Annotated in this window: 20 protein-coding genes and 1 tRNA gene; 15 read left to right on the top strand and 6 right to left on the bottom strand. The window is 68.3% G+C overall.

What is annotated here, in order from left to right; translation table 11 throughout:
• Positions 1-79: 79 nt before the first annotated feature.
• The 3 genes from AVAK2825_RS00665 to AVAK2825_RS00655 form a co-directional block, all read right to left on the bottom strand.
• A complete protein-coding gene (locus AVAK2825_RS00665; RefSeq protein WP_284393135.1) occupies positions 80-1,633 on the bottom strand; it encodes a flavin-containing monooxygenase in 1,554 nt (517 codons plus the stop codon).
• Entirely contained in the window at positions 1,630-2,619 is a 990-nt protein-coding gene (locus AVAK2825_RS00660) for a LysR substrate-binding domain-containing protein (RefSeq protein WP_284393131.1), read from the bottom strand. The genes AVAK2825_RS00665 and AVAK2825_RS00660 overlap by 4 nt, the downstream gene beginning before the upstream one ends.
• Positions 2,620-2,765: 146 nt before the next feature.
• Positions 2,766-3,641, bottom strand: a complete 876-nt coding sequence (locus AVAK2825_RS00655; protein WP_284393129.1) for an SDR family oxidoreductase — start codon at positions 3,639-3,641, stop codon at positions 2,766-2,768.
• Between the two features lie 79 nt (positions 3,642-3,720).
• On the opposite strand from AVAK2825_RS00655, the gene AVAK2825_RS00650 reads away from it, so the two are divergent.
• Complete coding sequence (locus AVAK2825_RS00650; RefSeq protein WP_349817149.1) at positions 3,721-4,209, top strand: winged helix-turn-helix transcriptional regulator; 489 nt, start codon at positions 3,721-3,723, stop codon at positions 4,207-4,209.
• A gap of 136 nt (positions 4,210-4,345) precedes the next feature.
• Here the strand turns inward: AVAK2825_RS00650 and AVAK2825_RS00645 are convergent.
• A tRNA-Met gene (locus AVAK2825_RS00645) sits at positions 4,346-4,422 on the bottom strand.
• 125 nt (positions 4,423-4,547) lie between these two features.
• On the opposite strand from AVAK2825_RS00645, the gene AVAK2825_RS00640 reads away from it, so the two are divergent.
• The 6 genes from AVAK2825_RS00640 to mdoH all read left to right on the top strand — a co-directional run bounded on the left by AVAK2825_RS00640 (position 4,548) and on the right by mdoH (position 12,505).
• Complete coding sequence (locus AVAK2825_RS00640) at positions 4,548-4,970, top strand: hypothetical protein (protein ID WP_284393126.1); 423 nt, start codon at positions 4,548-4,550, stop codon at positions 4,968-4,970.
• A 116-nt stretch (positions 4,971-5,086) separates the two neighbouring features.
• Complete coding sequence (gene miaB, locus AVAK2825_RS00635; RefSeq protein ID WP_284393124.1) at positions 5,087-6,430, top strand: tRNA (N6-isopentenyl adenosine(37)-C2)-methylthiotransferase MiaB; 1,344 nt, start codon at positions 5,087-5,089, stop codon at positions 6,428-6,430.
• Between the two features lie 11 nt (positions 6,431-6,441).
• The gene (locus tag AVAK2825_RS00630; protein WP_272569595.1) at positions 6,442-7,902 is read left to right on the top strand and encodes a sensor histidine kinase; all 1,461 of its coding nucleotides are present in this window, start codon (positions 6,442-6,444) and stop codon (positions 7,900-7,902) included.
• On the top strand, positions 7,892-8,608 hold the full coding sequence (locus AVAK2825_RS00625) for a hypothetical protein (protein ID WP_284393119.1): 717 nt from the start codon (positions 7,892-7,894) through the stop codon (positions 8,606-8,608). Before AVAK2825_RS00630 ends, AVAK2825_RS00625 begins: the two co-directional genes overlap by 11 nt.
• 19 nt (positions 8,609-8,627) lie before the next feature.
• Positions 8,628-10,028: a sigma 54-interacting transcriptional regulator gene (locus AVAK2825_RS00620; RefSeq protein WP_272567300.1), complete on the top strand. Its 1,401-nt coding sequence runs from the start codon at positions 8,628-8,630 to the stop codon at positions 10,026-10,028.
• Positions 10,029-10,432: 404 nt separating this feature from the next.
• The gene (gene mdoH / locus AVAK2825_RS00615) at positions 10,433-12,505 is read left to right on the top strand and encodes a glucans biosynthesis glucosyltransferase MdoH (protein ID WP_284393116.1); all 2,073 of its coding nucleotides are present in this window, start codon (positions 10,433-10,435) and stop codon (positions 12,503-12,505) included.
• A gap of 299 nt (positions 12,506-12,804) precedes the next feature.
• Here mdoH and ffh read toward each other — a convergent pair whose 3' ends face one another.
• Entirely contained in the window at positions 12,805-14,184 is a 1,380-nt protein-coding gene (gene ffh, locus AVAK2825_RS00610) for a signal recognition particle protein (RefSeq protein ID WP_272567296.1), read from the bottom strand.
• An 89-nt stretch (positions 14,185-14,273) separates the two neighbouring features.
• Here ffh and AVAK2825_RS00605 point away from each other — a divergent pair, with 89 nt between their 5' ends.
• The 8 genes from AVAK2825_RS00605 (at position 14,274) to AVAK2825_RS00570 (ending at position 24,610) form a co-directional block, all read left to right on the top strand.
• Complete coding sequence (locus tag AVAK2825_RS00605) at positions 14,274-15,071, top strand: cytochrome C assembly family protein (RefSeq protein WP_284393114.1); 798 nt, start codon at positions 14,274-14,276, stop codon at positions 15,069-15,071.
• Positions 15,068-15,289, top strand: coding sequence for a PP0621 family protein (locus tag AVAK2825_RS00600; protein WP_284393112.1), 222 nt, complete (start codon positions 15,068-15,070; stop codon positions 15,287-15,289). Before AVAK2825_RS00605 ends, AVAK2825_RS00600 begins: the two co-directional genes overlap by 4 nt.
• 13 nt (positions 15,290-15,302) lie before the next feature.
• Positions 15,303-17,009, top strand: a complete 1,707-nt coding sequence (locus AVAK2825_RS00595) for a sensor histidine kinase (protein ID WP_284393110.1) — start codon at positions 15,303-15,305, stop codon at positions 17,007-17,009.
• A gap of 18 nt (positions 17,010-17,027) precedes the next feature.
• On the top strand, positions 17,028-18,530 hold the full coding sequence (locus AVAK2825_RS00590; RefSeq protein WP_284393109.1) for a sigma-54-dependent transcriptional regulator: 1,503 nt from the start codon (positions 17,028-17,030) through the stop codon (positions 18,528-18,530).
• A complete protein-coding gene (gene ampD / locus AVAK2825_RS00585; protein WP_284393107.1) occupies positions 18,514-19,155 on the top strand; it encodes a 1,6-anhydro-N-acetylmuramyl-L-alanine amidase AmpD in 642 nt (213 codons plus the stop codon). Before AVAK2825_RS00590 ends, ampD begins: the two co-directional genes overlap by 17 nt.
• A 387-nt stretch (positions 19,156-19,542) precedes the next feature.
• Positions 19,543-22,485 carry a ribonucleoside-diphosphate reductase subunit alpha gene (locus AVAK2825_RS00580; RefSeq protein ID WP_284393105.1) on the top strand — a complete coding sequence of 981 codons (2,943 nt, stop codon included), beginning with the start codon at positions 19,543-19,545 and terminating at the stop codon, positions 22,483-22,485.
• 137 nt (positions 22,486-22,622) lie between these two features.
• Entirely contained in the window at positions 22,623-23,819 is a 1,197-nt protein-coding gene (locus AVAK2825_RS00575) for a ribonucleotide-diphosphate reductase subunit beta (RefSeq protein ID WP_284393103.1), read from the top strand.
• Positions 23,820-24,001: 182 nt separating this feature from the next.
• On the top strand, positions 24,002-24,610 hold the full coding sequence (locus tag AVAK2825_RS00570) for a histone (RefSeq protein ID WP_284393101.1): 609 nt from the start codon (positions 24,002-24,004) through the stop codon (positions 24,608-24,610).
• Positions 24,611-24,714: 104 nt separating this feature from the next.
• On the opposite strand, the gene AVAK2825_RS00565 is transcribed toward AVAK2825_RS00570, so the two are convergent.
• Positions 24,715-25,611 (bottom strand): carbohydrate kinase family protein, encoded by an 897-nt coding sequence (locus AVAK2825_RS00565; protein WP_272567283.1) that lies wholly within the window; start codon positions 25,609-25,611, stop codon positions 24,715-24,717.
• Between the last annotated feature and the right edge of the window lie 15 nt (positions 25,612-25,626).

Below are 25,626 nucleotides of genomic sequence, written 5' to 3'. Positions count from 1 at the left end.
GGCGGCCGCGAGCGTTTCAAGGCAAAAAGGCCTCCAGTGCAATATCCACTAGGGCATATAGCTATTATTTTCATAGCAATCATCGCGTAACCTCCGGGGCGCTTTCGGAGAGGGCCGGGGCACTGGCGGCCGGAGCGGCGCCCTCGGGGCCATAGGCCGGGAAGGCCGCCGGCGTCCATTCGTCGCCGTCCAGCTCGGGCTCTTCGTAGCGCTGCATGGCCGCGTAGTGCAGCGCAGCATCGTCGGCCAGCAGGCGGGCGGCCAAGCCCCGCGCCAGGCGCTGGGCGCCATCGCTGATCTGCGGGATGTCGCCCGCGCCTGCACCCTGCGACAGCGCGCCGCCGTAGTTGAAGCAGTGCACGCGGTCCAGGCCCGGGCAGGCGCCGGGCGCCTTCTCCTGGAACTCGAACAGCGGCCCCAGGTCGGGCGAGGCGGCCAGCTCGACATCGTCCTCGCCGGCCGGCGGCACGAAGCGGTCCTGCCACAGGCGCACGGCCGGCGCGAACGCGGCGAACTCCGGGCGCAGCGCCCAGTCGGTGCGAAAGCCGGTGCAGAAAACCACGAAGTCGGCGGCCAGCGGGCCCTTGGCGGTCTCCAGGCGCAGCGCGCCATCGGGCCGCACGGACGCGCCGTGCACGCCGGCCCCCAGGTGGAAGTGCGCGTTGGCGTGGCGCGACACGCGCAGGGTACTGCCGTGCGGCGGCGGCACCTGCTGCACGTTCAGGTAATGGCGAAAGCGCCACTTCCATTCGTCCGGCAGCGACCAAAAGCCATGGGCCATGCCAGGGTTGCCCGCGCCCTTGCCCTTGTTCACGCGGGGCAGCTCGGCGCGGCGCACCAGCAGGTCCACGCGCGCGGCGCCGGCCTCCAGCGCCGTGGCGGCCGAATCCATCGCCGAGGCCCCGCCGCCCACCACCGCCACGCGCAGGCCGCGCAGCGCGGCGCCGTCCCACACATCGGCCGAGTGCGCCCAGCGGCCCGCCGGCAGCGCCCGCGCCCAGTCGGGCACCCAGGGGCCGCCCAGGCCGTCGCGGCCCGTGGCCAGCACCGCATGGCGGGCCAGCACGTGGTGGGGCGCGCCGCCGTTGGCATCGTCGGCCAGGTCGATCCGCACCAGGCCGTCGGCGCGCGGATGCACAGCCAGCACGCGCTGGCGGTTGCGCACGTCCAGGCCCAGCACGCGGCGGTACCAGCGCAGGTAATCCATCCACTGCAGGCGCGGGATCTTGTCCAGCGCCGCCCAGGCCGGCAGGCCGAACTGCGATTCGAACCAGGCGCGGAAGGTGAGCGCCGGCAGGCCCAGCGCGGGCCCCGTCAGCTCCTTGGGCGAGCGCAGGGTCTCCATGCGCGCCGTGGTCGCCCACGGTCCCTCGAAGCCCTCCGGCGCGCGGTCGAACAGCGGCGCCTGCACGCCCATGTGCGCTAGCGAGGCGCCCAGCGCCAGCCCGGCCATGCCACCGCCGACGATGGCCACGTCCAGCACCGGCTCGCCCGCCTCGGTCAGCCGCGGCGGCACCCAGCGCCGCGCGGGCAGGCCCAGCCATTGCAGGTCCTGGCGCAGGCGCGCCTCCAGGGCGACGAGCCCGGCGGGTGCGGGCGCAAGGGTGGAATCGGTGGGGGTGGCAATCGTCATTCGGAAACCTCGGAAGCAGTGGGGCCGGCATCGCCGCCGTAGAGCGCCTGCAGCAGCGCGGCATGCGCTTGCGGGGCGTGTTGCACGAATCCCGGCAGCGGGCGGGCCGCCTGCAGCAGCGCGTCCGCCACGGCCTGCACCTGCGGCGTGACGGGCTGCGCCTGGGGCGTGATGACCCCGAAGAAAAAAGGAATGTCGGTGTCCAGCGGCCGCACGGCCACGCCGTCGCAGGGCAGTCCCAGCGCGGTCAGCGGCTCCAGCACGGCCACGCCCAGCCCGGCGCGCACGGCGGCCTGGGCGTTGACGGACGAATTGGTCTCGATCGCATCGCGGCGCGCCAGTCCCGGCTGGCCGACCTGGGCCAGCGCCCGGTCGATGCGCCCGCGCAGGCGAAACGGATTGCTCAGGGTGATGAGGCGGCGCTCGGCCAGGGCCGCCAGCGGCACGACCGGTTCGGCGGCCAGCGGGTCGTCCTGCGGCAGCACGGCCATGCAGGCGGTCTGGGCGATCCAGTGCACCTGCAGCCCGCGGTGCTCCAGCGGCAGGCTGGTGGCCCCCAATTGCACCGCGCCCGTGAGCACGGCATGCACCACCTCTTCGGGCGAGGTGCTGCGCAACTGGATGGCGGCACTGCCGGTGTGCGGCTCAGCCAGCCGCAGCGCCTGGGGCAGCAGGCCCACGGCCAGCGCCGAGGTGGCGGCCAGGCGCAGGGGCCGGGCCTCGCCGCGCGCGATCTCGGCGGCGCGATCGCGGATCTGCCGCAGGCCGCCGAGTGCGCGCTCCACGTCCTCGTACAGCAAAAAGCCTTGCTCAGTGGGCGTGACGCGCGGGCCGCCGCGGGCGAAGAGCGCATAGCCGATCTCGGCCTCCAGTTCCTGCAGCGAGCGGCTGACGGAAGGCTGCGAGCGGTCCAGCAGGCGCGCGGCCGCGGTCACGCTGCCGGTGGACATCACCGCGGCGAAGGCTTCGAGATGGCGCAATTCCATGGGCTTGATTTCATGCGTTTTGTGAAATCATGAGGCCCTTGCATGCGAAATACAAATACTTTGACCACATATGCAAATGCCGAAGGGGCGCAAGCGGGGGCTCGACGCTCGCCTTCGGCCTTGCGGTCGAAAGGGTTTTGGGGTCGTCAGGCTTTCAAGGCCTCGGCGACGGATGCGGCCAGGGGCGTCGTCGGCCGGCCGATCAAGGCGCTGAGCTGGCGTGCATCGTCGAACAAACCTCCACGCGCGGCGCCCGCATCGCTGTCCGCCAGCATCTCGGCCACCGGCGCGGGCAGGCCGACGCTCACCAGCAGATAGCGGTACGCCGCCTCGGGCATGTCCTGGTAGACCAGCGGCTTGCCAGCCTGCCGCGCCACCTCCTGGGCCAGCTCGGCCCGCGTGTAGGCCCCGTCGCCCGCCAGTTCATACACCTTGCCGGCCGGGCTGTCCGCAGCGGCCAGCACGGCTGCCGCGGCGGCGGCGTAGTCCGCCCGCGATGCGGAGGCAAAGCGCCCCTCGCCCGAAGCCCCCACCAGCACGCCACGGCCCAGCGCATCGCCGATGCCCATCAGGTTGTTCTCGGTGTACCAGCCGTTTCGCAGCAGCACGAAGGGCACACCCGATTCCTTGAGCAGCCCTTCGGTCGCCAGATGCTCCAGGGCTAGGCCCAAGGGGGACTCGTCCGCATGCAGCAGGCTGGTGTAGGCGATCAGTTGCACCCCGGCCCGCACCGCCGCCCGTATCACGTTGCCATGCTGCGCGACCCGGCTGCCGATCTCGCTGGAAGAGATGAGCAGCACGCGGTCGATGCCCTGCAGCGCGGCGTCCCAAGAGGCCTCATCGCCGTAGTCCGCCTGGCGCAGCTCAATGCCTGCGGGCAACACGGCCGCGCTTTTCTCCACATTGCGCACCGAGGCCACGATCTGCGAGGCCGGCACCCGCGTGAGAAGCTGCTGGATGACGAGGCGGCCGAGCTGGCCATTGGCACCGGTGACGAGCAGGCGGGGGGAAGAAGTGGACATGCAAAGATCCTCTGGGTATGGATTGGAGAGGAGGTCTATATTAGGAACCGCCCCAACTTCCACAAGAAGGCAGCTTTTCATGCCCTGGTTACCTGACGCTCACCCCCCTGCCCCGGCCGCCCCCGAGGCCCTTGAAGCCCTCGCTGCCACCCAGGCCTGGATGCGCGAGCGCCCCGAAGGGCTGGACCTCGGCCAGTGCCCGGTGCGCGACGTGCTGGACCACATCGGCGACAAATGGACCACGCTGATCCTGCTGACGCTCGCCCCGGCCCCCTTGCGCTTCGGCGCACTGCAGCGGGCCGTGCCCGACATCTCCAAGCGCATGCTGGCCCAGACCCTGCGGTCCCTGGAGCGCGACGGCCTGCTGACCCGGCACGTCTTTCCGACCAAGCCGCCCAGCGTGGAGTACCGGCTGTCGGCTTTGGGGCAGTCGGTGCTGGCGCCGTTGTCGCAGTTGCTGCAGTGGGCGGAAATGAACCATCGGAGCATCCGCAGTGCGCGGGAACGGTTCGATGGCGCGGCGGTGCAACGGCCGGCAGAGGCGGTAGCACCCGCCGCGATGGGGTGACTGGACGGCGGCTGTCGTGGCCGCCGGGCTCCGGGGCCATGGGGCACGAGGGAAGCATGAATCCCCACCATCCTTTGCCCGCCAGCGGGCCGAAAAAGCAAAAGGGGCTGCGTTTGCACGCAGCCCCTTTTTTGTTTGGTGGCGCTTCACGGATTCGAACCGCGGACCTGTGGATTATGATTCCATCGCTCTAACCGACTGAGCTAAAGCGCCTAAGCCCTCAATTATAGCGCGACTTTTTTGGCGTTCAAGACTTTTCTTGTCGCCCCTTCCAACACGGCCGGCGATCGCCTCGGGCCTGCACGTAAAATCGCGCCCCCAGCCCCTGGATGTAAACCATGAACCGCTGCCCCACTGCTCGTTTTTCCTTTCTCTTCGCGCCCTTGCTGGCCAGCGCCCTGCTCTGCGGCGCGGTCCTGCCCGCCGCGGCCCAGGTGGTCGCCCCCCTGGGCGGCGTGCGCACCTTTCCTGAAAATGCCCTGCGCGGTACGCTGGCCATCAACAGCACCGTCGATGCGCAGCTGGATGGCAAGGCCATCCGCATGGCCCCCGGCATGCGCCTGCTCAGCCCACAGAACACGCTGGTCATGGCCCACTCGGTGATCGGGCAGAAGTTCACGGTGAACTATGTCGTCGAGGCCAGCACCGGCATGCTGCTGACCGCCTGGATCCTCAGCAAGGACGAAGCGGCCCAGCCGCGCAAGGGTGCGACGGCGACGGACCGCAATTTCATCTTCGAATCCGAGATTCCCAAGCGATAGACAGGCCCTGGCGCCGCCAGCGCTGCGGCCGCTGGGTGCGCCATCCCTTTCCAGCCGCACGACCGGCCCCGCCCGCCATTGGCCGCGGGCAGCGCTACCGACACCAGAGATTCCCCATGAGCAAAAAAGTCTTCATCAAAACCTTCGGCTGCCAGATGAACGAGTACGACTCGGACAAGATGGCCGACGTGCTGCATGCCGCCCAGGGCTACGAGCCCACGCAGAACGTGGACGAGGCGGACCTGATCCTCTTCAACACCTGCTCGGTGCGCGAGAAGGCGCAGGAGAAGGTCTTCAGCGATCTCGGGCGCATCAAGCACCTGAAAGAGCGGGGCGTGAAGATCGGCGTGGGTGGCTGCGTGGCCAGCCAGGAAGGCGCCGAGATCATCAAGCGCGCGCCCTACGTGGACGTGGTGTTCGGCCCGCAGACGCTGCACCGCCTGCCCGAGCTGCTGACCCAGCGCGAGGTGCAGCGCCGCCCGCAGGTGGACATCAGCTTTCCCGAGATCGAGAAATTCGACCACCTGCCTCCCGCGCGCGTGGAAGGCGCCAGCGCCTTCGTCTCCATCATGGAAGGCTGCAGCAAATACTGCAGCTACTGCGTGGTGCCCTACACCCGCGGCGAAGAGGTGAGCCGGCCGTTCGACGACGTGCTGGTCGAGGTCGCTGGGCTCGCCGACCAGGGCGTGAAAGAGATCACGCTGCTGGGCCAGAACGTGAACGCCTACCTGGGCAAGATGGGCGACACGGCGGAAATCGCCGACTTCGCGCTGCTGCTGGAATACGTGGCCGACATTCCAGGCATCGAGCGCATCCGCTACACCACCAGCCACCCCAACGAATTCACGCCGCGCCTGATCGAGGCGTATGCGCGCATTCCCAAGCTGGCCAGCCACCTGCACCTGCCGGTCCAGCACGGCGCCGACCGCATCCTCATGGCCATGAAGCGGGGCTATACCGCCATGGAATACAAGAGCACCGTGCGCAAACTGCGCGCGATCCGGCCGGACCTGGCCATGAGCAGCGACTTCATCGTGGGATTCCCAGGCGAGACGGAAGAGGACTTCCGCAAGATGATGAAGCTCATCGACGACGTGCACTTCGACAACAGCTTCAGCTTCATCTTCAGCCCGCGTCCAGGCACGCCGGCCGCCAGCCTGCACGACGACACACCGCACGAGGTGAAGCTGCGCCGCCTGCAGGAACTGCAGGCCGTGATCAACGGCAACATCAAGTCGATCAGCGAAAGCCGCGTGGGCACGGTGCAGCGCATCCTGGTCGAGGGTGCGTCCAAGCGCGACGCCAACGAGCTGATGGGCCGCACCGAATGCAACCGCGTCGTCAACTTCGTCGGCCAGCCCCGGCTGGTCGGGCAGATGGTAGACGTGGCCATCACCGAGGCCAAGGCCTACACCCTGCGCGGCGAGGTGGTGGTGCGCGAACCGGCGCTGGCGCACTGAGCCGCATGGGCGTGGCATTCGCAATGCGCTTCCTGCGCCGGCAGCAAGGCGTCGCGGCCTTGGGCGGCCTGTCGTTCCAGCAGATGCTGCTGCTGGCCTTCCTCCTGATCGCCGGGCTGCTGGGCGCCAGTTCACTGCGGGCGATCTTCACGCTGGAGCAGCTGATGGGCCAGAGCCGCAACGGCGCGGCCGAGGCGATCCAGCTCAACGCCTCGGCGCAGAGCCTGAACGGGCGCAGCCAGACACTGGAGCGCGCGGCGCGCCAGTCCCTGGTGCTGGCCGACAAGTCGCTGCGGCGGCGGTTCGACGAGGTCTCGCGCGAGGCTCGCGACATCCTGCAGCGGCTGGAGGCCAAGGGCCTGCCGCCGGACCTGGCCAACCAGTGGCGCAAGCACCTGGGCGAGGTCACGTCGCTGCTGGACGGCCCCGCAGCGCTGTCGCTGGAAAACGAGCGGGTGGTGGCGGCGCTGTTCCTCGAACTGGACGCGCTCAACGGCACCATCGCCCAGACCGTGCAGGACATGAATGCGCAGCGCAGCACCGAGCTGCTGGAGAAGATCGAGGCCAGCCGGCGCGAGGTGACGCACCAGGTGGTGGGCGTGATCGTGCTGGCGCTCGCCCTGGCGCTGGCCTTCGGCATCTGGCTGGCCCGGCCGTTCAAGCGCATGGAGCACGCCATCCGCCTGCTGGGCGAGAACGACCTGTCGCAGGCGGTGGACCTGTCCGGCCCGGTGGACATCCGCCGCGTGGGCCAGCAGCTGGAATGGTTGCGCATGCGGCTGCTGGAGCTGGATGCCGACAAGGCCCGCTTTCTGCGGCATGTCTCCCACGAACTCAAGACGCCGCTGGCCTCGATGCGCGAAGGCGTGGCGCTGCTGCAGGACGGCGTGACGGGCGAGCTGACCGAAGGCCAGCGCGAGGTGGTGGACATCCTGCACCAGAACACCCTGGTGCTGCAGGGCGAGATCGAGGCGCTGCTGCGCTTCAACGCGGCGGCGTTCGAAGCGCGCCAGTTGCGCCGCGCGGAGACCGACCTGCTCGCGCTCATCGAAAGCCAGGTGGAGGCCCAGCGCCTGCACTGGCAGGCCAAGAAGCTCGACGTGGTGGTGGAGGGCGCGCCGGTGGCGCTGCAGATCGACGCGGAGAAGATCGCTCCGGCGGTCAGCAACCTGCTGTCGAACGCCATCCGGTTTTCGCCGCGCGGCGGAACGATTCGGATCACCTTGTCACGTTTTCCCGACCGGATTCGCATCGATTTCGCGGATGACGGCCCCGGAGTGCATGAGAATGACCGCTCCCGCATCTTCGAACCGTTTTATCGGGGTGTGCGCCAACCCGAGGACGCCGCACGCGGCACGGGCATCGGCCTGTCCATCGTCCAGGAATACGTGAGCGCCCACGGCGGCCACGTCACCCTTGTGGAAGACGGCGAACGCACCCCCTTCCGCATTGAATTGCCCCATGTCTCCTGATTTCCCGTCGCACTCCGTCCCGCGAGCGGTCATCGGTGCGCGCAGCGCCGGGCCGGCCGGCCTGCTGCTGGCGGTGGCCCTGCTGAGCACGGGCTGCGCCAATCCACCGCCGGCGGCGCCACCGCCACCTCCGCCCGTGGAAGTGCCCGCGCCCACCACCCCGCCGCCGAAGGAAGAGCCCGACGAGCCCCCCGCCCCGGTGTCCGAACCCGCCAGTAAGGACAACAACGGCAGCCAGCGGCCTTCCGTTCCGCGGCAGATGCTGCAGTACGCGGACAAGGTGCGCAGCATGGGCACGGCGGAGCTTGCCGCCGAGATCTCGCAGTTGTCCAACGCACAGCAGCAGTCGCCCGAAAAGCCGCTGCAGCTGGCCATCGTGCTCATGCACACTCGCCAGCCGCCCGACACAGCCCGGGCCCTCGGGCTGGTGCAGCGCGTGATGGCCGACACCACGGCGCCCGCACCGGCCTTGCATCCCCTGGCCCGCCTGCTGGAAGGCCGGTTGCTGCAGCAGCGCCGGCTGGAAGACCAGCTGGACCGGCAGAACCAGCAACTGCGCGATGCCCAGCGGCGGATCGACCAGCTGAACGACCGACTGGAGGCCATGCGCGCCATCGAGCGCAGCCTGAACGCGCGGCCCGGCGGCGGCGTCAACGACCCCGCCAAGGGCGCGCAGCCCCCTCCCGCCGCAGAACCCCAACGCTGACCGCCAACCGATCGCCACCATGAAAGCTTCCTCCGGACACCGCCAACGCATCCTTGTGGTGGACGACGACGCCGACATGCTGCGGCTGCTGTCCCTGCGCCTGCAGGGCGCGGGATACGAGGTCACGGCGGTGACGTCCGCCGAGGCCGCGCTCGCGCAGCTGGACATCGACCGTCCCCAGCTCGTGCTGAGCGACGTCCGGCTGCCGGGGCGCGACGGCCTGGCGCTGTTCGACGAGGTGCGCTCGCGCCACCCCTCGCTGCCGGTCATCCTGCTGACCGCGCACGGCACGATTCCCGATGCGGTGGAGGCCACGGCGCGCGGCGTCTTCACCTACCTCACCAAGCCCTACGACGCCAAGGACCTGCTGGACAAGATCGCCCAGGCCCTGGCGTTCAGCACGCCCACGGCGCAGGCCACCCGCGCCGACGACGCCTGGCGCGCCGAGATCATCAGCCGCTCCAACCGCATGGCGGACCTGCTGGCCGAGGCCCACATGGTGGCGCAGTCCGATGCCAGCGTGCTGCTGCTGGGCGACAGCGGCACCGGCAAGGAACTGCTGGCGCGCGCCATCCACCGCGCCAGTCCCCGCGCCAGCCGGCCCTTCGTGGCGGTCAACTGCGGCGCCATTCCCGAGGCGCTGCTCGAATCCGAACTGTTCGGCCACATGAAGGGCGCGTTCACCGATGCGGTGACCAACCACAAGGGCCTGTTCCAGGCGGCGGACGGCGGTACGCTGCTGCTCGACGAAATCGGCGATATGCCGCCCGCCCTGCAGGTCAAGCTGCTGCGCGTGCTGCAGGAGCGCGCCGTGCGCCCGGTGGGCGCGAGCCAGGCGACGCCGGTGAACGTGCGCATCATCTCGGCCACCCACCGGGATCTGGAAACGGCCATGGCCGCCGCCCAGTTCCGGGAAGACCTCTACTACCGCCTGAACGTGGTCACGCTGACCCTGCCCACGCTGGGCGACCGGCGCGAGGACATCGCGCTGCTGGCCAACCACTTCCTGGACAACCTGGCCCGCAAGTACGACAAGCGCCTGTCCGGCTTCTCGCCGGAGGCCTTGAAGGCGCTGACCACGGCCGCCTGGCCCGGCAACGTGCGACAGCTCTTCAACGTGGTGGAACAGGTCTGCGCCCTGTCCACCACGCCCCTGGTGTCGCTGGGCCTCGTGCAGCGCGCCCTGCGCACGCCCTCGGCCCAGGTGCTCAGCTTCGCCGAGGCCCGCCAGCGGTTCGAACGGGAGTATCTAGTGGACCTGCTCAAGATGACGGACGGCAACGTGGCCGACGCCGCCCGCCTGGCGCAGCGCAACCGGACCGAGTTCTACCGGCTGCTGCAAAAGCATGCGCTGACCCCGGGCAATTTCAAGGCCGATGCGGGCGCGGCAGACGATGTCGCCGATGAGCGACAGGACTAAGTCGTTGATTTAAAAGGAAATGTGGTTTCCTACCCAGGGATGGGTCGCTGAATCCCGACAGATTCGGCCGTTTTGAAGTGGTTTTGCTGCGCCGCACAACTACTTACAGACCAAAAACGTCGTAAGTCTTTGATTTAAAAAGACTTTTAGAAGCTGGCACAGGGTTTGCCCTATAGACCGGCATGACGCAAGAAATTTCCTCCTCTACCGCCCGCCCAGCGCACCGCGCTGATGCGAACCGGACACCTGCAGCAGGAGTGGCTGCAGGACAGCCACCGGTGCAGGCGGCCCGGGGTGAAACCTCTGCGCGTCCGGCCCCGTCCTCGGCCTTCGGCGCGTTTGTCGCCGAAAGCCGGACGGCCGCTTCTTCCCCAACGACAACCCAACTTCGCAGTGAGGGAACCATGGACCCACATCAATCTTCCCGTGCAGGACGTGTCGGCGCTGTTGCGCACGCCCCCGCCGTGGTGGCGCGGCGCGGCGCCACGTACCCCCGGCCGGTGGCCTCTGACCGCAGCACGCTGCGCGAAGAACGCCACCCCAACTCGCTCACCGCACCGCCGGTGCACCGCGGCTCCATGGCGCCCCTGCCATGGCGCGGCTTCTGGAACAGCATCGGCACCGCCTTGCTCATGCGCCTGAACGGCCAGCGCAACCGCCCCGCGGAAGGCTCCGAAATCACCGAAACGTGGCAACAGGCCGCCCAGCAGCGCCGCCTGGTGTTCATGCTGCTGACCGTGGCCAGCAGCGCGCTCGCCACCACGCTGTTCGCAGGCGTGCAGCCCAGCTACGACAGCGCCTGGCTTGAATACGGCCAACTCGCCCTGTTCGCCCTGCTCTCCACCTGGGTCGTCACCGGCTTCCTGACCGGCGTGATGGGCTTCTGGGTCATGCTGCGGGGCGACGCGCACGCGCTGTCCGCCGCCAGCGTGCGCAACAACCCGTTGAACGCCGACGCGCGCACGGCGATCATCATGCCGATCTGCAACGAGGACGTCTCCACCGTGTTCGCCGGCCTGCGCGCCACCTGCGAATCCGTGGCTGCCACGGGACATGCCAAGACCTTCGACGTGTTCGTGCTGTCCGACAGCTACGACCCCAAGATCGCCGCCGCCGAGCGCGCCGCGTGGGAAGACCTGCGCGCCGCCCTGGCCGCCAACGGCAACCAGCCGCAGGTCGAGGTGTATTACCGCCTGCGCACCCGCCGCAGCCACCGCAAGGCCGGCAACGTGGCCGACTTCTGCCGCCGCTGGGGCAAGGACTACCGCTACATGGTCGTGCTCGACGCCGACAGCGTGATGAGCGGCGATTGCATCGTCTCCATGGCCAAGCTGATGGAAGCGCATCCCCGCGCCGGCATCATCCAGACCGCCACCCAGGCCATCGGCCACGTCACCCTGCACGCCCGTGCACAGCAGTTCGCCTCCCGCGTGACGGGCCGCCTGTTCACGCTGGGCATGCAGTTCTGGCAACTGGGCGAGTCCCACTACTGGGGCCACAACGCGATCATCCGCGTGCAGCCCTTCATGGAGCACTGCGCGCTGGCCCCGATCAAGGGCACCGGCGGCATGAGCGGCGGCATCATGTCGCACGACTTCGTGGAAGCAGCCCTGATGCGCCGTGCCGGCTACCACGTGTGGCTGGTGTCCGACCTGGTCGGCAGCTATGAGCAACAACCGCCGGACCTGCTGTCCGAGCTGCAGCGTGACCGCCGCTGGTGCCAAGGCAACCTGCAGAACGCCCGCCTGATGGCCGAGCCCGGCATCCATCCCGTGCACCGCGCCATGTTCGTCACCGGCGCCATGGCCTACCTGTCGGCGCCCCTGTGGCTGGCCTTCATCACCTTCGGTACGGCCCTTTGGCTGGCCGGCGCCCGCCTGGTGTCCGACTGGAACATCCTGCCCAGCGAACTGATGGCGCTGTGGGCCTGGACGCTGTGCATGCTGTTCCTGCCCCGCGCTCTGGGCGTGGCAGCGATCTTCATGAAGGGCGAGCAAAAGCAGTACGGCGGCACCGCCAGCCTGATCAAGAGCGCCGGCCTGGAAAGCGTGCTGGCCATCCTGCAGGCCCCGATCCGCATGCTGGCCCATTCGCTGTTCGTGATCATCGCCCTCACCGGCCTGAAGCTGGAATGGAAGTCGCCTCCCCGCGAAGCCAACGCCGTGCCCTGGAGCGATGCGGTGCGCCAACTGGCCCCGATGACCGGCGTGATCGCCCTGCTGGGCCTTGGCGTGGCGCTGATCGACCCGAGCGCGCTGATCTGGCTCATGCCCGTCGGCCTGCCGCTGGCCCTGTCCATCCCGCTGGTGGTGGTTTCCAGCCAGATCGCCCTGGGCCGTGCCGTGCGGGCCCAGCGCCTGCTGCTGATCCCCGAAGAGGCATGGTCGCCGCCCGTCCTGCGCCGCGCATGGATGCATGCCACCCAGCTGAAGAACCGCCCCCAGCGTTCCGCAGCCCCGGTGCTGAAGGCGGCCTGAACGACAGCAACCTGCCAAACACGCGCCGCCCACCGCGGCGCTTCAATGAAAAAGCCGACCCTCGGGTCGGCTTTTTCTATGGGAAGGTGAATGGTGACCGGGCCGGCGCGAGCGCGTGGCGATCGGCCAAGCTCGGAGATCGGGCTCCATCCACCAAGCGCACACGCACGCACCGATAGATCAAAGTCTTTTCGGGCTCCAGCGCATGATTCACTAGGGCATATCGCTATATTTTTGATAGCAAACTGCCGCCACCGGTGCCTGCGGTCCGCCCGGCACGGCGGGCGTCGGGGCTCGGGTCAGAACGGCAGCTTCGGCATCCCGCCGCCGCCCAGGCCCTTCATGCCACCCATGCGCTTCATCATCTTCATGAGGCCGCCGCCCTTCATCTTCTTCATCATGCCCTGCATCTGATCGAACTCGTTCAGCAGGCGGTTCACCTCCTGCACGTGCACGCCGGAGCCGGCGGCGATGCGCTTCTTGCGCGTGGCCTTGATCAGCTCGGGCTTGCGGCGCTCCAGGGGCGTCATGCTCTGGATAATGCCTTCCTTGCGGCGGATGTCCTTCTCGGCCTTGTCCATGTCCACCTGGCCGGCCTTGGCGGAGAACTGGGCCGGCAGCTTGTCCATGAGGCTGGACAGGCCGCCCATCTGCTTCATCTGCTGCAGCTGCGACAGGAAGTCGTTCAGGTCGAAGCCGTCGCCGCTCTTGACCTTGGCTGCGAGCTTCTGCGCCGCCTCCATGTCCACGCCCGCGCTCACCTGCTCGACCAGCGCAACGATGTCGCCCATGCCCAGGATGCGGCCGGCATGGCGCTCGGCATCGAACACTTCCAGGCCGTCGATCTTCTCGGACACCCCGGCGAACTTGATGGGCGCACCGGTCACCTGGCGCACCGACAGCGCCGCGCCGCCGCGCGAGTCGCCGTCCAGCTTGGTCAGCACGATACCGGTGAGCGGCAGCGCCTCCTTGAAAGCGCGGGCGGTGTTGATGGCGTCCTGCCCCTGCATGGCATCGACGACGAACAGCGTCTCGACCGGGTTCAGCGCAGCGTGCAGTTCCTTGATTTCGTTCATCAAGGCTTCGTCGATGGCCAGGCGCCCGGCCGTGTCCACCAGCAGCACGTCGAAGTAATGCCGCTTGGCGTAGTCGATGGCCGCGCGGGCGATGTCCAGGGGCTTTTGGTCGGCCGTGCTCGGGAACCACTCGGCGCCGGCCTGCGCCGTCACGGTCTTGAGCTGCTCGATGGCGGCGGGCCGGTACACGTCGCCCGACACGGTGAGCACCTTTTTCTTGCGCTTTTCGATCAGGTGCTTGGCCAGCTTGGCGGTGGTGGTGGTCTTGCCCGCGCCCTGCAGGCCGGCCATGAGGATCACCGCGGGCGGCTGGGCCGCCAGATTGATGTCGGCGATGCCCTCGCCCATGGTGGCGGCCAGTTCGCGGTTCACGATGGACACCAGCGTCTGCCCCGGCTTGAGGGAGCCCAGCACCTCCTGGCCCAGGGCCTTCTCCTTCACGCGGGCGATGAAGTCGCGCACCACCGGCAGGGCCACGTCGGCCTCCAGCAGCGCCATGCGCACTTCGCGCAGCATGTCCTGGACGTTGGATTCGGTGATGCGGGCCTGGCCGCGCATCTCCTTGACGAGTCGCGTGAGTTTTTCGGTAAGGGCGGAGGCCATAGGAGTGTTCCGGAAGTGCCCCTGTGCCTGGGCGGCTGGTGCCGCAGGCAGGTCCGCCGGGGGCGGGCGAAGGGCTAAACTGTGAGTCCATGATTTTACCCAGTGCGTCTCCCGTCAGCTGGCTGCTGGCCTTGTCCGCGGCGATGGCTTACGCCGCCCCCGCCGTGGCCGCCGCGCGGTTCGGCGGCAAAACGGGCCGCACTGCGCTGTGGGTCGCCTGGGGCCTGCACGCGGCGGTGCTGGCCTACAGCCTGCTCGGAGGCGCGCCGCACTTCGGTTTCGCGCCCGCCCTCTCGATGACGGCATGGCTGGTCCTCACCGTGTACGCCGTCGAACGCCAGATGTTTCCCGAACTCCAGGCCCGCTGGCTGCTGGGCGCCCTGGGCTCCGTGGCGGTGGTGCTCGCGCTGCTGTTTCCAGGCCAGCCCCTGCACGTGAACGCATCCGCCTGGCTGCCGCTGCACCTGGCGCTGGGCATCGCGTCCTACGGTCTGTTCGCCGCCGCCGTGGTCCACGCCTGGCTCATGACCCGCGCGGAGCGCAAGATCCGCCAGGCCGCGGACCCGCACAGCGGCATTCCCCTGCTCACCCTGGAGCGCCTCACGTTCCGCTTCGTGATGGCCGGCTTCGTGCTCCTCACCGCCACGCTGGTGGCCGGCTGGCTGTTCGGCGAAACGCTGTACGGCCGGGCCTGGAACTGGGAGCACAAGACGGTGTTCTCGGTCCTGTCATGGATCACGTTCGCGGTGCTGCTGATCGGGCGCGCGCGTTTCGGCTGGCGCGGGCGCAGCGCCGTGCGCGTGCTGTATGCCGGCGCGGGCCTGCTGCTGCTGGCCTACGTGGGCTCGCGCTTCGTGCTCGAAGTGGTCCTGGGACGCGCCGCATGAAATACCTCGTCCTGCTGGCGGTGCTGGTCATCGCGTTCGGCGTGTGGCGCAACCAGCGGCGCCGGGAGATGCCGCCGCCGACCTCGGCGCGCCCCGCCTTGCCGCAGGCCATGGTGTCCTGCGCCCGGTGCGGCATGCACATCCCCCGCTCCGAGGCGCTGACCGACGGCGGCGCGAGCTACTGCAGTCCCGAGCACCAGCGCCAAGGGCCGGCGTGAAAGGCCCCCGCCCGTGCCGGCCCTGAAACGCGCCAGCGCCCTGCTGTCGGCCGACGCCCCCTTCGCCCGGTTGTGGGGCAGCTTCCTGTCGGGCCGCATCATGGTGGCCGCCGCCCTGCTGCTGCTGCAGGGCCTGGGCGTGGCGCTGAACCAGTCCTACGAACCCCTGCTGCTGGGCATCTGCGCCGGCTACCTGGTGGCCACCGTGCTGCTGCTGGTGCTGGCCGGCAATGCGCCCCCCGGGCCCCATTCATGGCTGCAGTGGATGTGCTCGATCGGCGTGGACCTGGCCTTGATCAGCACGCTGCAGATCCTGCACGTGGGCTCCATGAACTTCACGCCCCTGTTCGGCCTGCCCATCCTGATGGCCGGCGTGCTGGGCACGCTGACCCTGGCCCTGGGCACGACCGCGGCGGTGACGCTGTTGCTGCTGGCATGGGCCTGGTGGCTGGGCAGCAGCGGCGGCTCCGACGCCACGCAGCGCTATTTCCAGACGGCCCTCACCGGCACGGGCTACTTCATCGTCGCCTACCTGGTGCACCAGCTCGCCTCGCGCCTGAACCGGGAGCAGCAGCTGGCCCAGGCCAGCCAGATGGCGGCCAAGGTGCAGGAACAGGTGAGCGCCCTGGTCATCCACAACCTGTCGGACGGCGTGCTGGTGCTGGACCAGCGCGACACCGTGCGCATCGCCAACCCCGCGGCGCTGCGGCTGCTGGGCACCAACGCCCGCCACGCCCTGCCGTTCTCCATGGCCCATTCCTCGCCCTGGAAGCCACTGCTGGCCATGGCGCGCCAGACCTTCCAGAAAGGCCAGCCGCAAAGCGCCGACGTGGACGTGCTGCACCCGGGGCAAAGCCCGCTGGCGCTGCACGTTCGGGCTTGGCTCACGTCGTCGCAGGAGATCGCGCGCGAGACCGGGGGCGAGCACCTGTGCGTGATGTTCCTGCACGACCTGCGCGAGATGGAGGCGCGCCTGCGCACCGAAAAGCTCGCCTCGATGGGCCGCATGTCGGCCGCCGTGGCCCATGAGATCCGCAACCCGCTCGCGGCCATCATGCAGGCCAATGCCCTGCTGGAAGAAGAACTGCACGAGCCCGGCCAGAAGCGCCTGGCCCACATGGTGCAGCAGAACGCCGAGCGGCTGGCCCGCATCGCGGAGGAGGTGCTGGACATCGCCCGGGTGCAGCACCAGATCAGCCACGCCCCCGCCTCCACCGTCGTGCTGTGCGATGCGGTCGCGCAGGTCTGGGGCGACTGGCAGGCGCAGGACCCGGGCAAGCGCCGGGCCCAGCTCGCGCTGGAGGCGGGCCGCGCGCCCGTGGAGTTCGACGCCGAACACCTGCGCCGCGTGCTCGTCAACCTGCTCGACAACGCGCTGCGCTACATGGGCGGCGAGCCCGACTCGCTCTACGTGGCCACCTACGTCAGCGCGGCCGGCTCCGTGGCGCTGCAGGTGTGGAGCGACGGCGCGCCGCTGGACAAGACTGTGGAGCGCCACCTGTTCGAGCCCTTCTTTTCCTCGGAAAGCCGCTCCAGCGGGCTGGGCCTCTATATCTGCCGCGAGCTGTGCCAGCGGCACGGCGCGTCGATCGGCTACCAGCGCCTCACCCGCAACCTGCCGCGCGGTGCGGTCGGCGGCAACGCGTTCACGGTCGTGTTCCGCAAGAACGCCCGGCCGCAGGACCCGAACACCACGCTGTTTGACACAATCGTCGTCTGACCCCGCACGCACCTGTCCATGAACGCCAACGCCGCCACGATCCTCGTCGTCGATGACGAACCCGACCTGCGCACCCTGTACGAGCTGACGCTGCTGCGCGAAGGCTACCGGGTCGAGACGGCAGGCAACCTGCAGGAGGCCCGCCAGCAGCTGCAGGCCCGCAAGTTCGACGCCGTGATCACCGACATGCGCCTGCCGGACGGCTTCGGCATGGAGCTGCTGCACGAGCTGCGCGACCAGCAGCGGCGCGAGCGCTGCGTGGTCATGACGGCCTATGGCTCGGCCGAGAACGCGGTGGAGGCCCTGCGCTCGGGCGCCTTCGACTACCTCACCAAGCCGGTGGACCTCAAGCAGTTCCGCTCGGTCGTCGCATCGGCGGTCCAGGGCACGGGCGGCGTGCCGCCGCCCCGCTCGGCCCGTCCCGGCACCGCGCCGCGCGCCCCGCAAGAGGCCGTGGCCGGCGGCACCACGCTGTCGCTGGACCGGCTGGTGGGTGAGTCCGAGGCCATGCGCAACGTCAAGCAGCGCATCGCCAAGGTGGCGCGCAGCATGGCGCCCGTGCTCATCCGCGGCGAATCCGGCACCGGCAAGGAGCTGGTGGCGCGCGCGCTGCATGCCAGCAGCCAGCGCGCGGACGGACCGCTGGTCGCCGTCAACTGCGGCGCCATTCCGGAAAACCTGCTCGAAGCCGAGTTCTTCGGTGCGCGCAAGGGCTCGTACACCGGCGCCACGCAGGACCGCGACGGCTACTTCCAGGCGGCGCGCGGCGGCACGCTGTTCCTGGACGAGATCGGCGACCTGCCGCTGGCGATGCAATCCAAGCTGCTGCGCGCCATTCAGGAACGCAGCGTGCGGGCGCTGGGCTCCACGGGGGAAGAGACCGTGGACGTGCGCATCGTCAGCGCCACCCACCGCGACCTGTCGGCCGATGTGCAGTCCGGCCGGTTCCGCCAGGATCTGTATTACCGCCTCAACGTGATCGAAGTGGTCATCCCGCCGCTGCGGGAACGCCGCGAAGACCTGCCCGCCCTGTGCGCCACGCTGCTGGCACGCATCGCGCAGGAATCGGGCGCGCCGGTGCCGCCCCTCACGCAGAACGCGCTCGACCGCATCGCCATGCACCCGCTGACCGGCAACGTGCGCGAGCTGGAAAACCTGCTGCACCGCGCCGTCGCCCTGAGCGATGGAGAAGAGCTGCACGTGGAGCCCCCGCATGCCTCGGCCGCCGATGCCGCGCGCGCCGATGCGGGCGCATCGCCCGTCCCCGGGGGGGAGCCGCCCGGCAGCGGCACGCCGCGCAGCGCCAACCCGGCCGCCTCCGTGCCCTTGCCCAGCGACCTGCAGGCCTGGCTGGACCAGCAGGAGCGCGAGATTCTGGTGCGGGCCCTGCGGGACACCGGCTTCAACCGCACCGCCACCGCGGCGCGGCTGGGCATCAGCCTGCGGCAGATCCGCTACCGCATCGCCCGCCTGGACATTGCCGCGCCCAACGACAGCGACGCGAATGACGACAGCGAATGAGGCACCGCACCCCGGCCCAGTGCCCTGCCCGGAGGCGGGGGACAGGCCGGTGTGGGACGACGGCTGGTACCGGGACGCCACGCGCGAGCCCTCGCCCAACTTCGGGCCGCGCCCGGCCCAGGCGGTCATCGATCTCATCGTCGTGCATTCGATCAGCCTGCCCCCCGGCGAATACGGCGGCGGGCAGGTGCACCGGCTTTTCACCAACACCCTCGACTGGGATGCGCACCCCTACTACGCCGGCATCCGCGGGCTGCAGGTGTCGGCCCACTTTTTCATCGAGCGCGACGGCCGGCTCTGGCAGTTCGTGGACTGCGATCTGCGGGCCTGGCATGCCGGGCCGTCGAGCTACCGGGGCCGCGCCAACTGCAACGACGACTCGATCGGCATCGAACTGGAGGGGCTGGAGGGCCAGACCTTCGAGCCCGCCCAATACGCCACCCTGGCGCGGCTTTGCGCCGACCTGCCGCTGCGCTACCCCATCGCCCACGTGGCAGGCCACGAAGACGTGGCCCCCGGCAGAAAGCAGGACCCGGGGCCGGGCTTCGACTGGCTGCGGCTTCGAGCGGACCTGCCGTGGCCACCCGACGTGTTTCCACTGAAGTCAACCCGACCACCGCCATAATTGAGGGTTTTCCCCAACCCTCTGCACGCGAGACGCCAAACCGCGACACTCTGGGCCCGCTGCCCTCCCGCCATGGAAGACAGGGCCCACGCGGCTCCTGAAGTCAAAACGCCCGGCGTCCTGCGCCAGACCACGTTTTCCCGTCTCCCAACCGCATCCACACGGCCTTTGCGCCATGCCTCGGCCACGGCTTCCAGGCCATGGAAACAGCATGTTTCCAGAATCCGGAGCAGAGGGCGCTGTACACTACCGGTAGTGTCTTGCTACCATTGCACACCCTAGATATAGCGTGTGGGCCAGCACCCAACCCCCACCCCGTTCTCCGCTTTGGCGCCGCCTTACGGTCCGCCAGATCCGCCTTTTCCGACAGCTCCCAAAGGACCTTTCATGCAAGCTGCGCTAAACCCTTCATCCACCACCAACGCTACGGGGCAGACCCCCACTGCCGCAGACGAATCGCCGGCGGCGCAGCCCGGCAGCGACCTGCTGACGCACTACCAGATCATTCGCCGCAACGGCGCGGTGGTGCCGTTCGAACCGCAGAAGATCGCAGTGGCCCTGATGAAGGCGTTTCTCGCCGTGCACGGCACCCAGGGTGCCGCTTCGGCCAGCGTGCGCGAAGTCGTGGACACGCTGACCCAGAACGTGGTGCGCGCCCTCATGCGCTCGCGCCCGGGCGGCGGCACGTTCCACATCGAGGACGTACAGGACCAGGTCGAGCTGGGCCTGATGCGCGGCGGCCACCACGAGGTCGCGCGCGCCTATGTGCTGTACCGCGAGCGCCGCTCGCAGGAGCGCGCCCACCAGCAGGAGCAGCGCACCCCCGCCGTGCCCACCCTGCACGTGATTGACCATGGCCAGCGCGTGCCCCTCGATGAAGCGCGCATGCTGAGCCTCATCCAGGCCGCCTGCTCCAACCTGGGCGCCGACATCCAGGCCGCGCCCATCGTGGCCGAAACCATGCGCAACCTGTACGACGGCGTGCCCATGGACGAGGTGTACAAGGCCTCCATCCTGGCCGCCCGCACCCTGATCGAGAAAGACCCCGACTACACCTACGCCACCGCGCGCCTGCTGCTGCACACCATCGTGCGCGAGGTGCTGGGCCGCGACGTGGCGCCCGGCGAAATGGGCGCCGCCTACGCGAACTACTTCCCCGTGTTCATCCAGAAGGGCGTGGACAACGACCTGCTGGACCCCCGCCTGCTCGAGTACGACCTGCAAAAGCTCGGCGCCGCACTGAAGTTCGAGCGCGACCAGCAGTTCGACTACCTGGGCCTGCAGACGCTGTACGACCGCTACTTCCTGCACGTGCGCAAGAGCCGCATCGAACTGCCCCAGGCGTTCTTCATGCGCGTGGCCATGGGCCTGGCGCTCAAGGAAGACAACCGCGAAGCGCGCGCCATTGAGTTCTACGAGGTGCTCTCGTCGTTCGACTTCATGTCCAGCACCCCCACGCTGTTCAACAGCGGCACGCTGCGCTCGCAGCTGTCGTCGTGCTACCTGACCACCGTGCCCGACGACCTGGACGGCATCTACGAGTCGATCAAGGAAAACGCGCTGCTGTCCAAGTTCGCCGGTGGCCTGGGCAACGACTGGACCCGCGTGCGCGCACTGGGCTCGCACATCAAGGGCACCAACGGCGAATCGCAAGGCGTGGTGCCGTTCCTCAAGGTGGTGAACGACACCGCCGTGGCCGTGAACCAGGGCGGCAAGCGCAAGGGCGCCGTCTGCACGTACCTCGAAACCTGGCATCTGGACATCGAGGAGTTCCTGGAGCTGCGCAAGAACACCGGCGACGACCGCCGCCGCACGCACGACATGAACACGGCCAACTGGATTCCCGACCTGTTCATGCGCCGCGTGATGGAGAAGGGCACCTGGACCCTGTTCTCGCCCTCCAACGTTCCCGACCTGCACGACCTGTTCGGCACCGACTTCGAAAAGGCCTATGTGGCCTATGAAGAGAAGGCCGCGCGCGGCGAGATCAAGCCCTCGCGCACGCTGCAGGCGACCGACCTGTGGCGCAAGATCCTCACCATGCTGTTCGAAACCGGCCACCCCTGGATCACGTTCAAGGATGCCTGCAACGTGCGCTCGCCCCAGCAGCACGCCGGCGTGGTGCACTCGTCCAACCTGTGCACCGAGATCACGCTGAACACCAGCGACACCGAAACCGCGGTCTGCAACCTCGGCTCGGTCAACCTGCTGCGCCATCTGAAGGACGGCCCGAGCGGCCGCGAGCTCGACCACGTCAAGCTGCGCAAGACCATCTCCACGGCCATGCGCATGCTCGACAACGTGATCGACATCAACTACTACGCCGTCGAAAAGGCCCGCGCCTCCAACATGCGCCACCGCCCCGTGGGCCTGGGCATCATGGCCTTCCAGGACAGCCTGTACGAACTGCGCATTCCCTACGCATCGCAGGCCGCGGTCGAGTTCGCCGATCGATCCATGGAAGCCATCTGCTACTACGCCTACTGGGCTTCGACCGACCTGGCCAAGGAACGCGGCCACTACGAAAGCTACAAGGGCTCGCTGTGGGACCGCGGCATCCTGCCGTTCGACACGCTCGAGCTGCTGGAGAAGGCCCGCGGCGGCTTCGTGGAAGTGGACCGCTCGTCCTCGCTGGACTGGGATGCGCTGCGCAAGAAGATCGCGCAGGACGGCATGCGCAACTCCAACTGCGTAGCCATCGCGCCCACCGCCACCATCTCCAACATCGTCGGTGTCGATGCGTCCATCGAGCCCTCGTTCGGCAACCTCTCGGTCAAGTCGAACCTGTCGGGCGAGTTCACCGTCATCAACGGCTACCTGGTGCGCGACCTCAAGCGCCTGGGCCTTTGGGACGACGTGATGGTCATGGACCTCAAGCACTTCAAGGGTTCGCTGCACTCCATCGACCGCGTGCCGCAGGACGTCAAGGCGCTGTACTCCACGGCCTTCGAGGTCGAGCCGTCGTGGCTCGTCGAGGCCGCATCGCGCCGCCAGAAATGGATCGACCAGGCGCAGAGCCTGAACATCTACATGGCGGGCGCATCGGGCAAGAAGCTCGACGACACCTACAAGCTCGCCTGGGTGCGCGGCCTCAAGACCACGTATTACCTGCGCACGCAAAGCGCCACGCACGTCGAGATGAGCACCGTGAACACGCGCCAGCTCAACGCCGTGTCGTCGGGCACCGACGGCGGCGGCGCACAGGCAGCATCCAAGCCCAGCGCGCTCGAAGCCGCTGCGGCCGCAGCACAGGCACAGGCCGCGGCATTGCCCGCGACCGACGTGAAGTTCTGCGCGATCGACGACCCGACCTGCGAAGCCTGCCAGTGATGCGCACGCCATGCGCGGCACCCTGATCGATCAGGGTGCCGCGCATGTGCAGTGAAGCAACAAAAACATGGCTGCATCACGCTCCAGCGCTTTTAATTTTGCAGCGCTGCTTTCATAATCCGACCATTGGAAAACCTATGCTGACCTGGGACGAAGAAGTCAAGCCCTCATCGCAGAAACTCTTGGACGGCGGTCTGCAAAACAACCGCCCGGCGGAGTCGCCGTCCGCGCTTTCGCAAGCCGCTGCGGCACCCGCCGAAAGCCTGCCCACCGGCAGCACGCCCACCCCCTCTGCCCCGCCCGCCGACACCGTGCATCGCCGCGTGAATGCCGCAGACAAGCGCATCATCAACGGCCAGACCGACGTCAATCAGCTGGTGCCCTTCAAGTACAAGTGGGCCTGGGAAAAATACCTCGCCACCTGCGCCAACCACTGGATGCCGCAAGAGGTGAACATGACGCGCGACATCGCGTTGTGGAAAGACCCGAACGGCCTGACCGAAGACGAGCGCCGCATCATCAAGCGCAACCTCGGCTTCTTCGTGACCGCCGATTCGCTGGCCGCCAACAACATCGTGCTGGGCACGTACCGCCACATCACCGCGCCCGAGTGCCGCCAGTTCCTGCTGCGCCAGGCCTTCGAGGAAGCGATCCACACGCACGCCTACCAGTACATCGTCGAATCGCTCGGCCTCGACGAGAGCGAGATCTTCAACGCGTACAACGAAGTCGCCTCCATCCGCAACAAGGACGAGTTCCTGATCCCCTTCATCGAGGCGATCATGGACCCCAACTTCAAGACCGGCACGCCCGAGACCGACCAGACGCTGCTCAAGTCGCTGATCGTGTTCGCCTGCCTGATGGAAGGCCTGTTCTTCTACGTCGGCTTCACGCAGATCCTCGCGCTCGGCCGCCAGAACAAGATGACCGGTGCCGCCGAGCAGTACCAGTACATCCTGCGCGACGAATCGATGCACTGCAACTTCGGCATCGACCTGATCAACCAGCTCAAGCTGGAGAACCCGCACCTGTGGACCGCGGAGTTCAAGGAAGAGATCAACGGCCTGTTCATGAAGGCCGTCGAGCTCGAGTACCAATACGCCGAAGACACCATGCCACGCGGCGTGCTGGGCATGAACGCCTCCATGTTCAAGGGCTACCTGCGCTACATCGCCAACCGCCGCGCCACGCAGATCGGCCTGGAGGCGCTGTTCCCCAACGAAGAAAACCCCTTCCCCTGGATGAGCGAGATGATCGACCTCAAGAAGGAGCGCAACTTCTTCGAGACCCGCGTCATCGAGTACCAGTCCGGCGGTGCACTGTCCTGGGATTGACCTCCCGACACATTCCAGGCCATGCATTTTCATTCCACGTCCCAGACCGGCAGCGCTGCAAAGCCCTGCCGTGCGGGGCGTTCCCGTGTTCATGGCGATGGGACTCGTCCCATCGCCATGGATCGCTCCATGTCCAATGCAGGCGTGGAGTGCTCTTTGCAAATTGACCCAAGGAGAAAATGATGGCAACTGCGAAAAAGACCGCCGCCAAGAAGGCAGCACCCGCGAAGAAAGCCGCCGCCCCCGCCAAGAAGGCTGTGGTAGCGAAGAAGGCCGCCGCTCCGGCGAAGAAGGCAGCGCCCGCCAAGAAGGCCGCGGCCCCCGCCAAGAAGGTAACGGCTGCGAAGAAGGCAGCAGCACCGGCCAAGAAGGCCGCCGCTCCAGCGAAGAAGGCAGCGCCCGCCAAGAAGGCCGCCGCCCCCGCCAAGAAGGTGACGGCTGCGAAGAAGGCAGCAGCGCCGGCCAAGAAGGCCGCTGCTCCGGCCAAGAAAGCCGCAGCGCCAGCGAAGAAGGCAACGGCCGTGAAGAAGTCGGCTGCACCGGCCAAGAAGGCGGCTGCACCAGCGGCCAAGAAGGCCAGCGCCAAGCCAGCGACCGCGACCAAGAAGGCCGTGACGTCGGCGAAGAAGACCTCGGCCGCACCTGCTGCCAAGAAGCCTGCCGCAGCACCGGCCGCCAAGAAGGCCGCCGCGCCCAAGAAAGCCGCCAAGGCCCCTGCGCCCGCGCCTGCAGCCCAGACCACGCTGAACCCCCAGGCCGCCTGGCCCTTCCCTACGGGTGGCAAGCCGTAAGGCCCACGTCCACGGGAAGTCCCGCCAACCCGGTGCCCTGCACCGGGTTTTTTTATGCCTGCGTCGCGCGCGCAGCGTGCGGCGGCAGGCCTGTGCCTCTCGGCTTACTCGGGGTGGAAGTCGAGCACGTAGTTCTGCGGCCCGCGCTGCGCGATCTTGAGCGCGCCCATGCGGTTACCCAGCGCGGCACAGCGCACCAGGGGCCAGTCCCGCTCCAGCCCGAAAAGCAGCGCGCCCCGCCAGGCGTCACCGCAGCCGGTGGGGTCCACCACCTCGGCCGGCGCCGCGACCGGCACGTTGGTGCGCTCGCCGTTCTCCCAGACGTCGCAGCCCTCGGCGCCCAGCGTGACGACAAGGCCGCGCACCTTGCGGGAGATGTCCTGCAGGCTCCAGCCCGTGCGCTCGCACAGCATGCGGCCTTCGTAGTCGTTCACGGTGATCCACGTGGCCTGATCGATGAATTGCGCCAGTTCCTGGCCGTTGAACATGGGCAGGCCCTGGCCCGGATCGAACACGAACGGAATGCCCGCCTCGACCAGTTGCGCGGCGTGCTGCAGCATGGCATCGCGGCCATCGGGCGCGATGATGGCCAGGCGCACGTCGGGCTCGGCCACGATGCGCGAGCGGTGGGCCTGCATCATGGCGCCGGGGTGGAAGGCCGTGATCTGGTTGTTGTCGCGGTCGGTCATGATCATCGCCTGGGCCGTGTAGAGGTCATCCACCTGCCCCACGTGGCGCGTGTCGATGGCCAGGCTGCGCAGGCGCTCCTGATAGCCGGCGCCGTCGCTGCCCAGCATGGCCATGGGCACCGGATCGCCGCCCAGCAGCTTCAGGCTGTAGGCGATGTTGCCGGCGCAGCCGCCGAAGTCGCGGCGCAGGGAAGGCACGAGGAACGAGACGTTCAGGATGTGCAACTGGTCCGGCAGTATCTGCTCGGCGAAGCGGCCCTCGAAAGTCATGATGGTGTCGAACGCCAGGGAACCGCAAATCAAGGCAGCCATAACAAATCCGGTGAA

The sequence above is a fragment of the Acidovorax sp. SUPP2825 genome, assembly GCF_030158995.1.
In the GTDB taxonomy this organism is placed as follows: Bacteria; Pseudomonadota; Gammaproteobacteria; order Burkholderiales; family Burkholderiaceae_C; genus Paracidovorax.
Note: the sequence above shows the minus strand (reverse complement) of the source record. Positions and strands in the feature narration are given on the sequence as shown.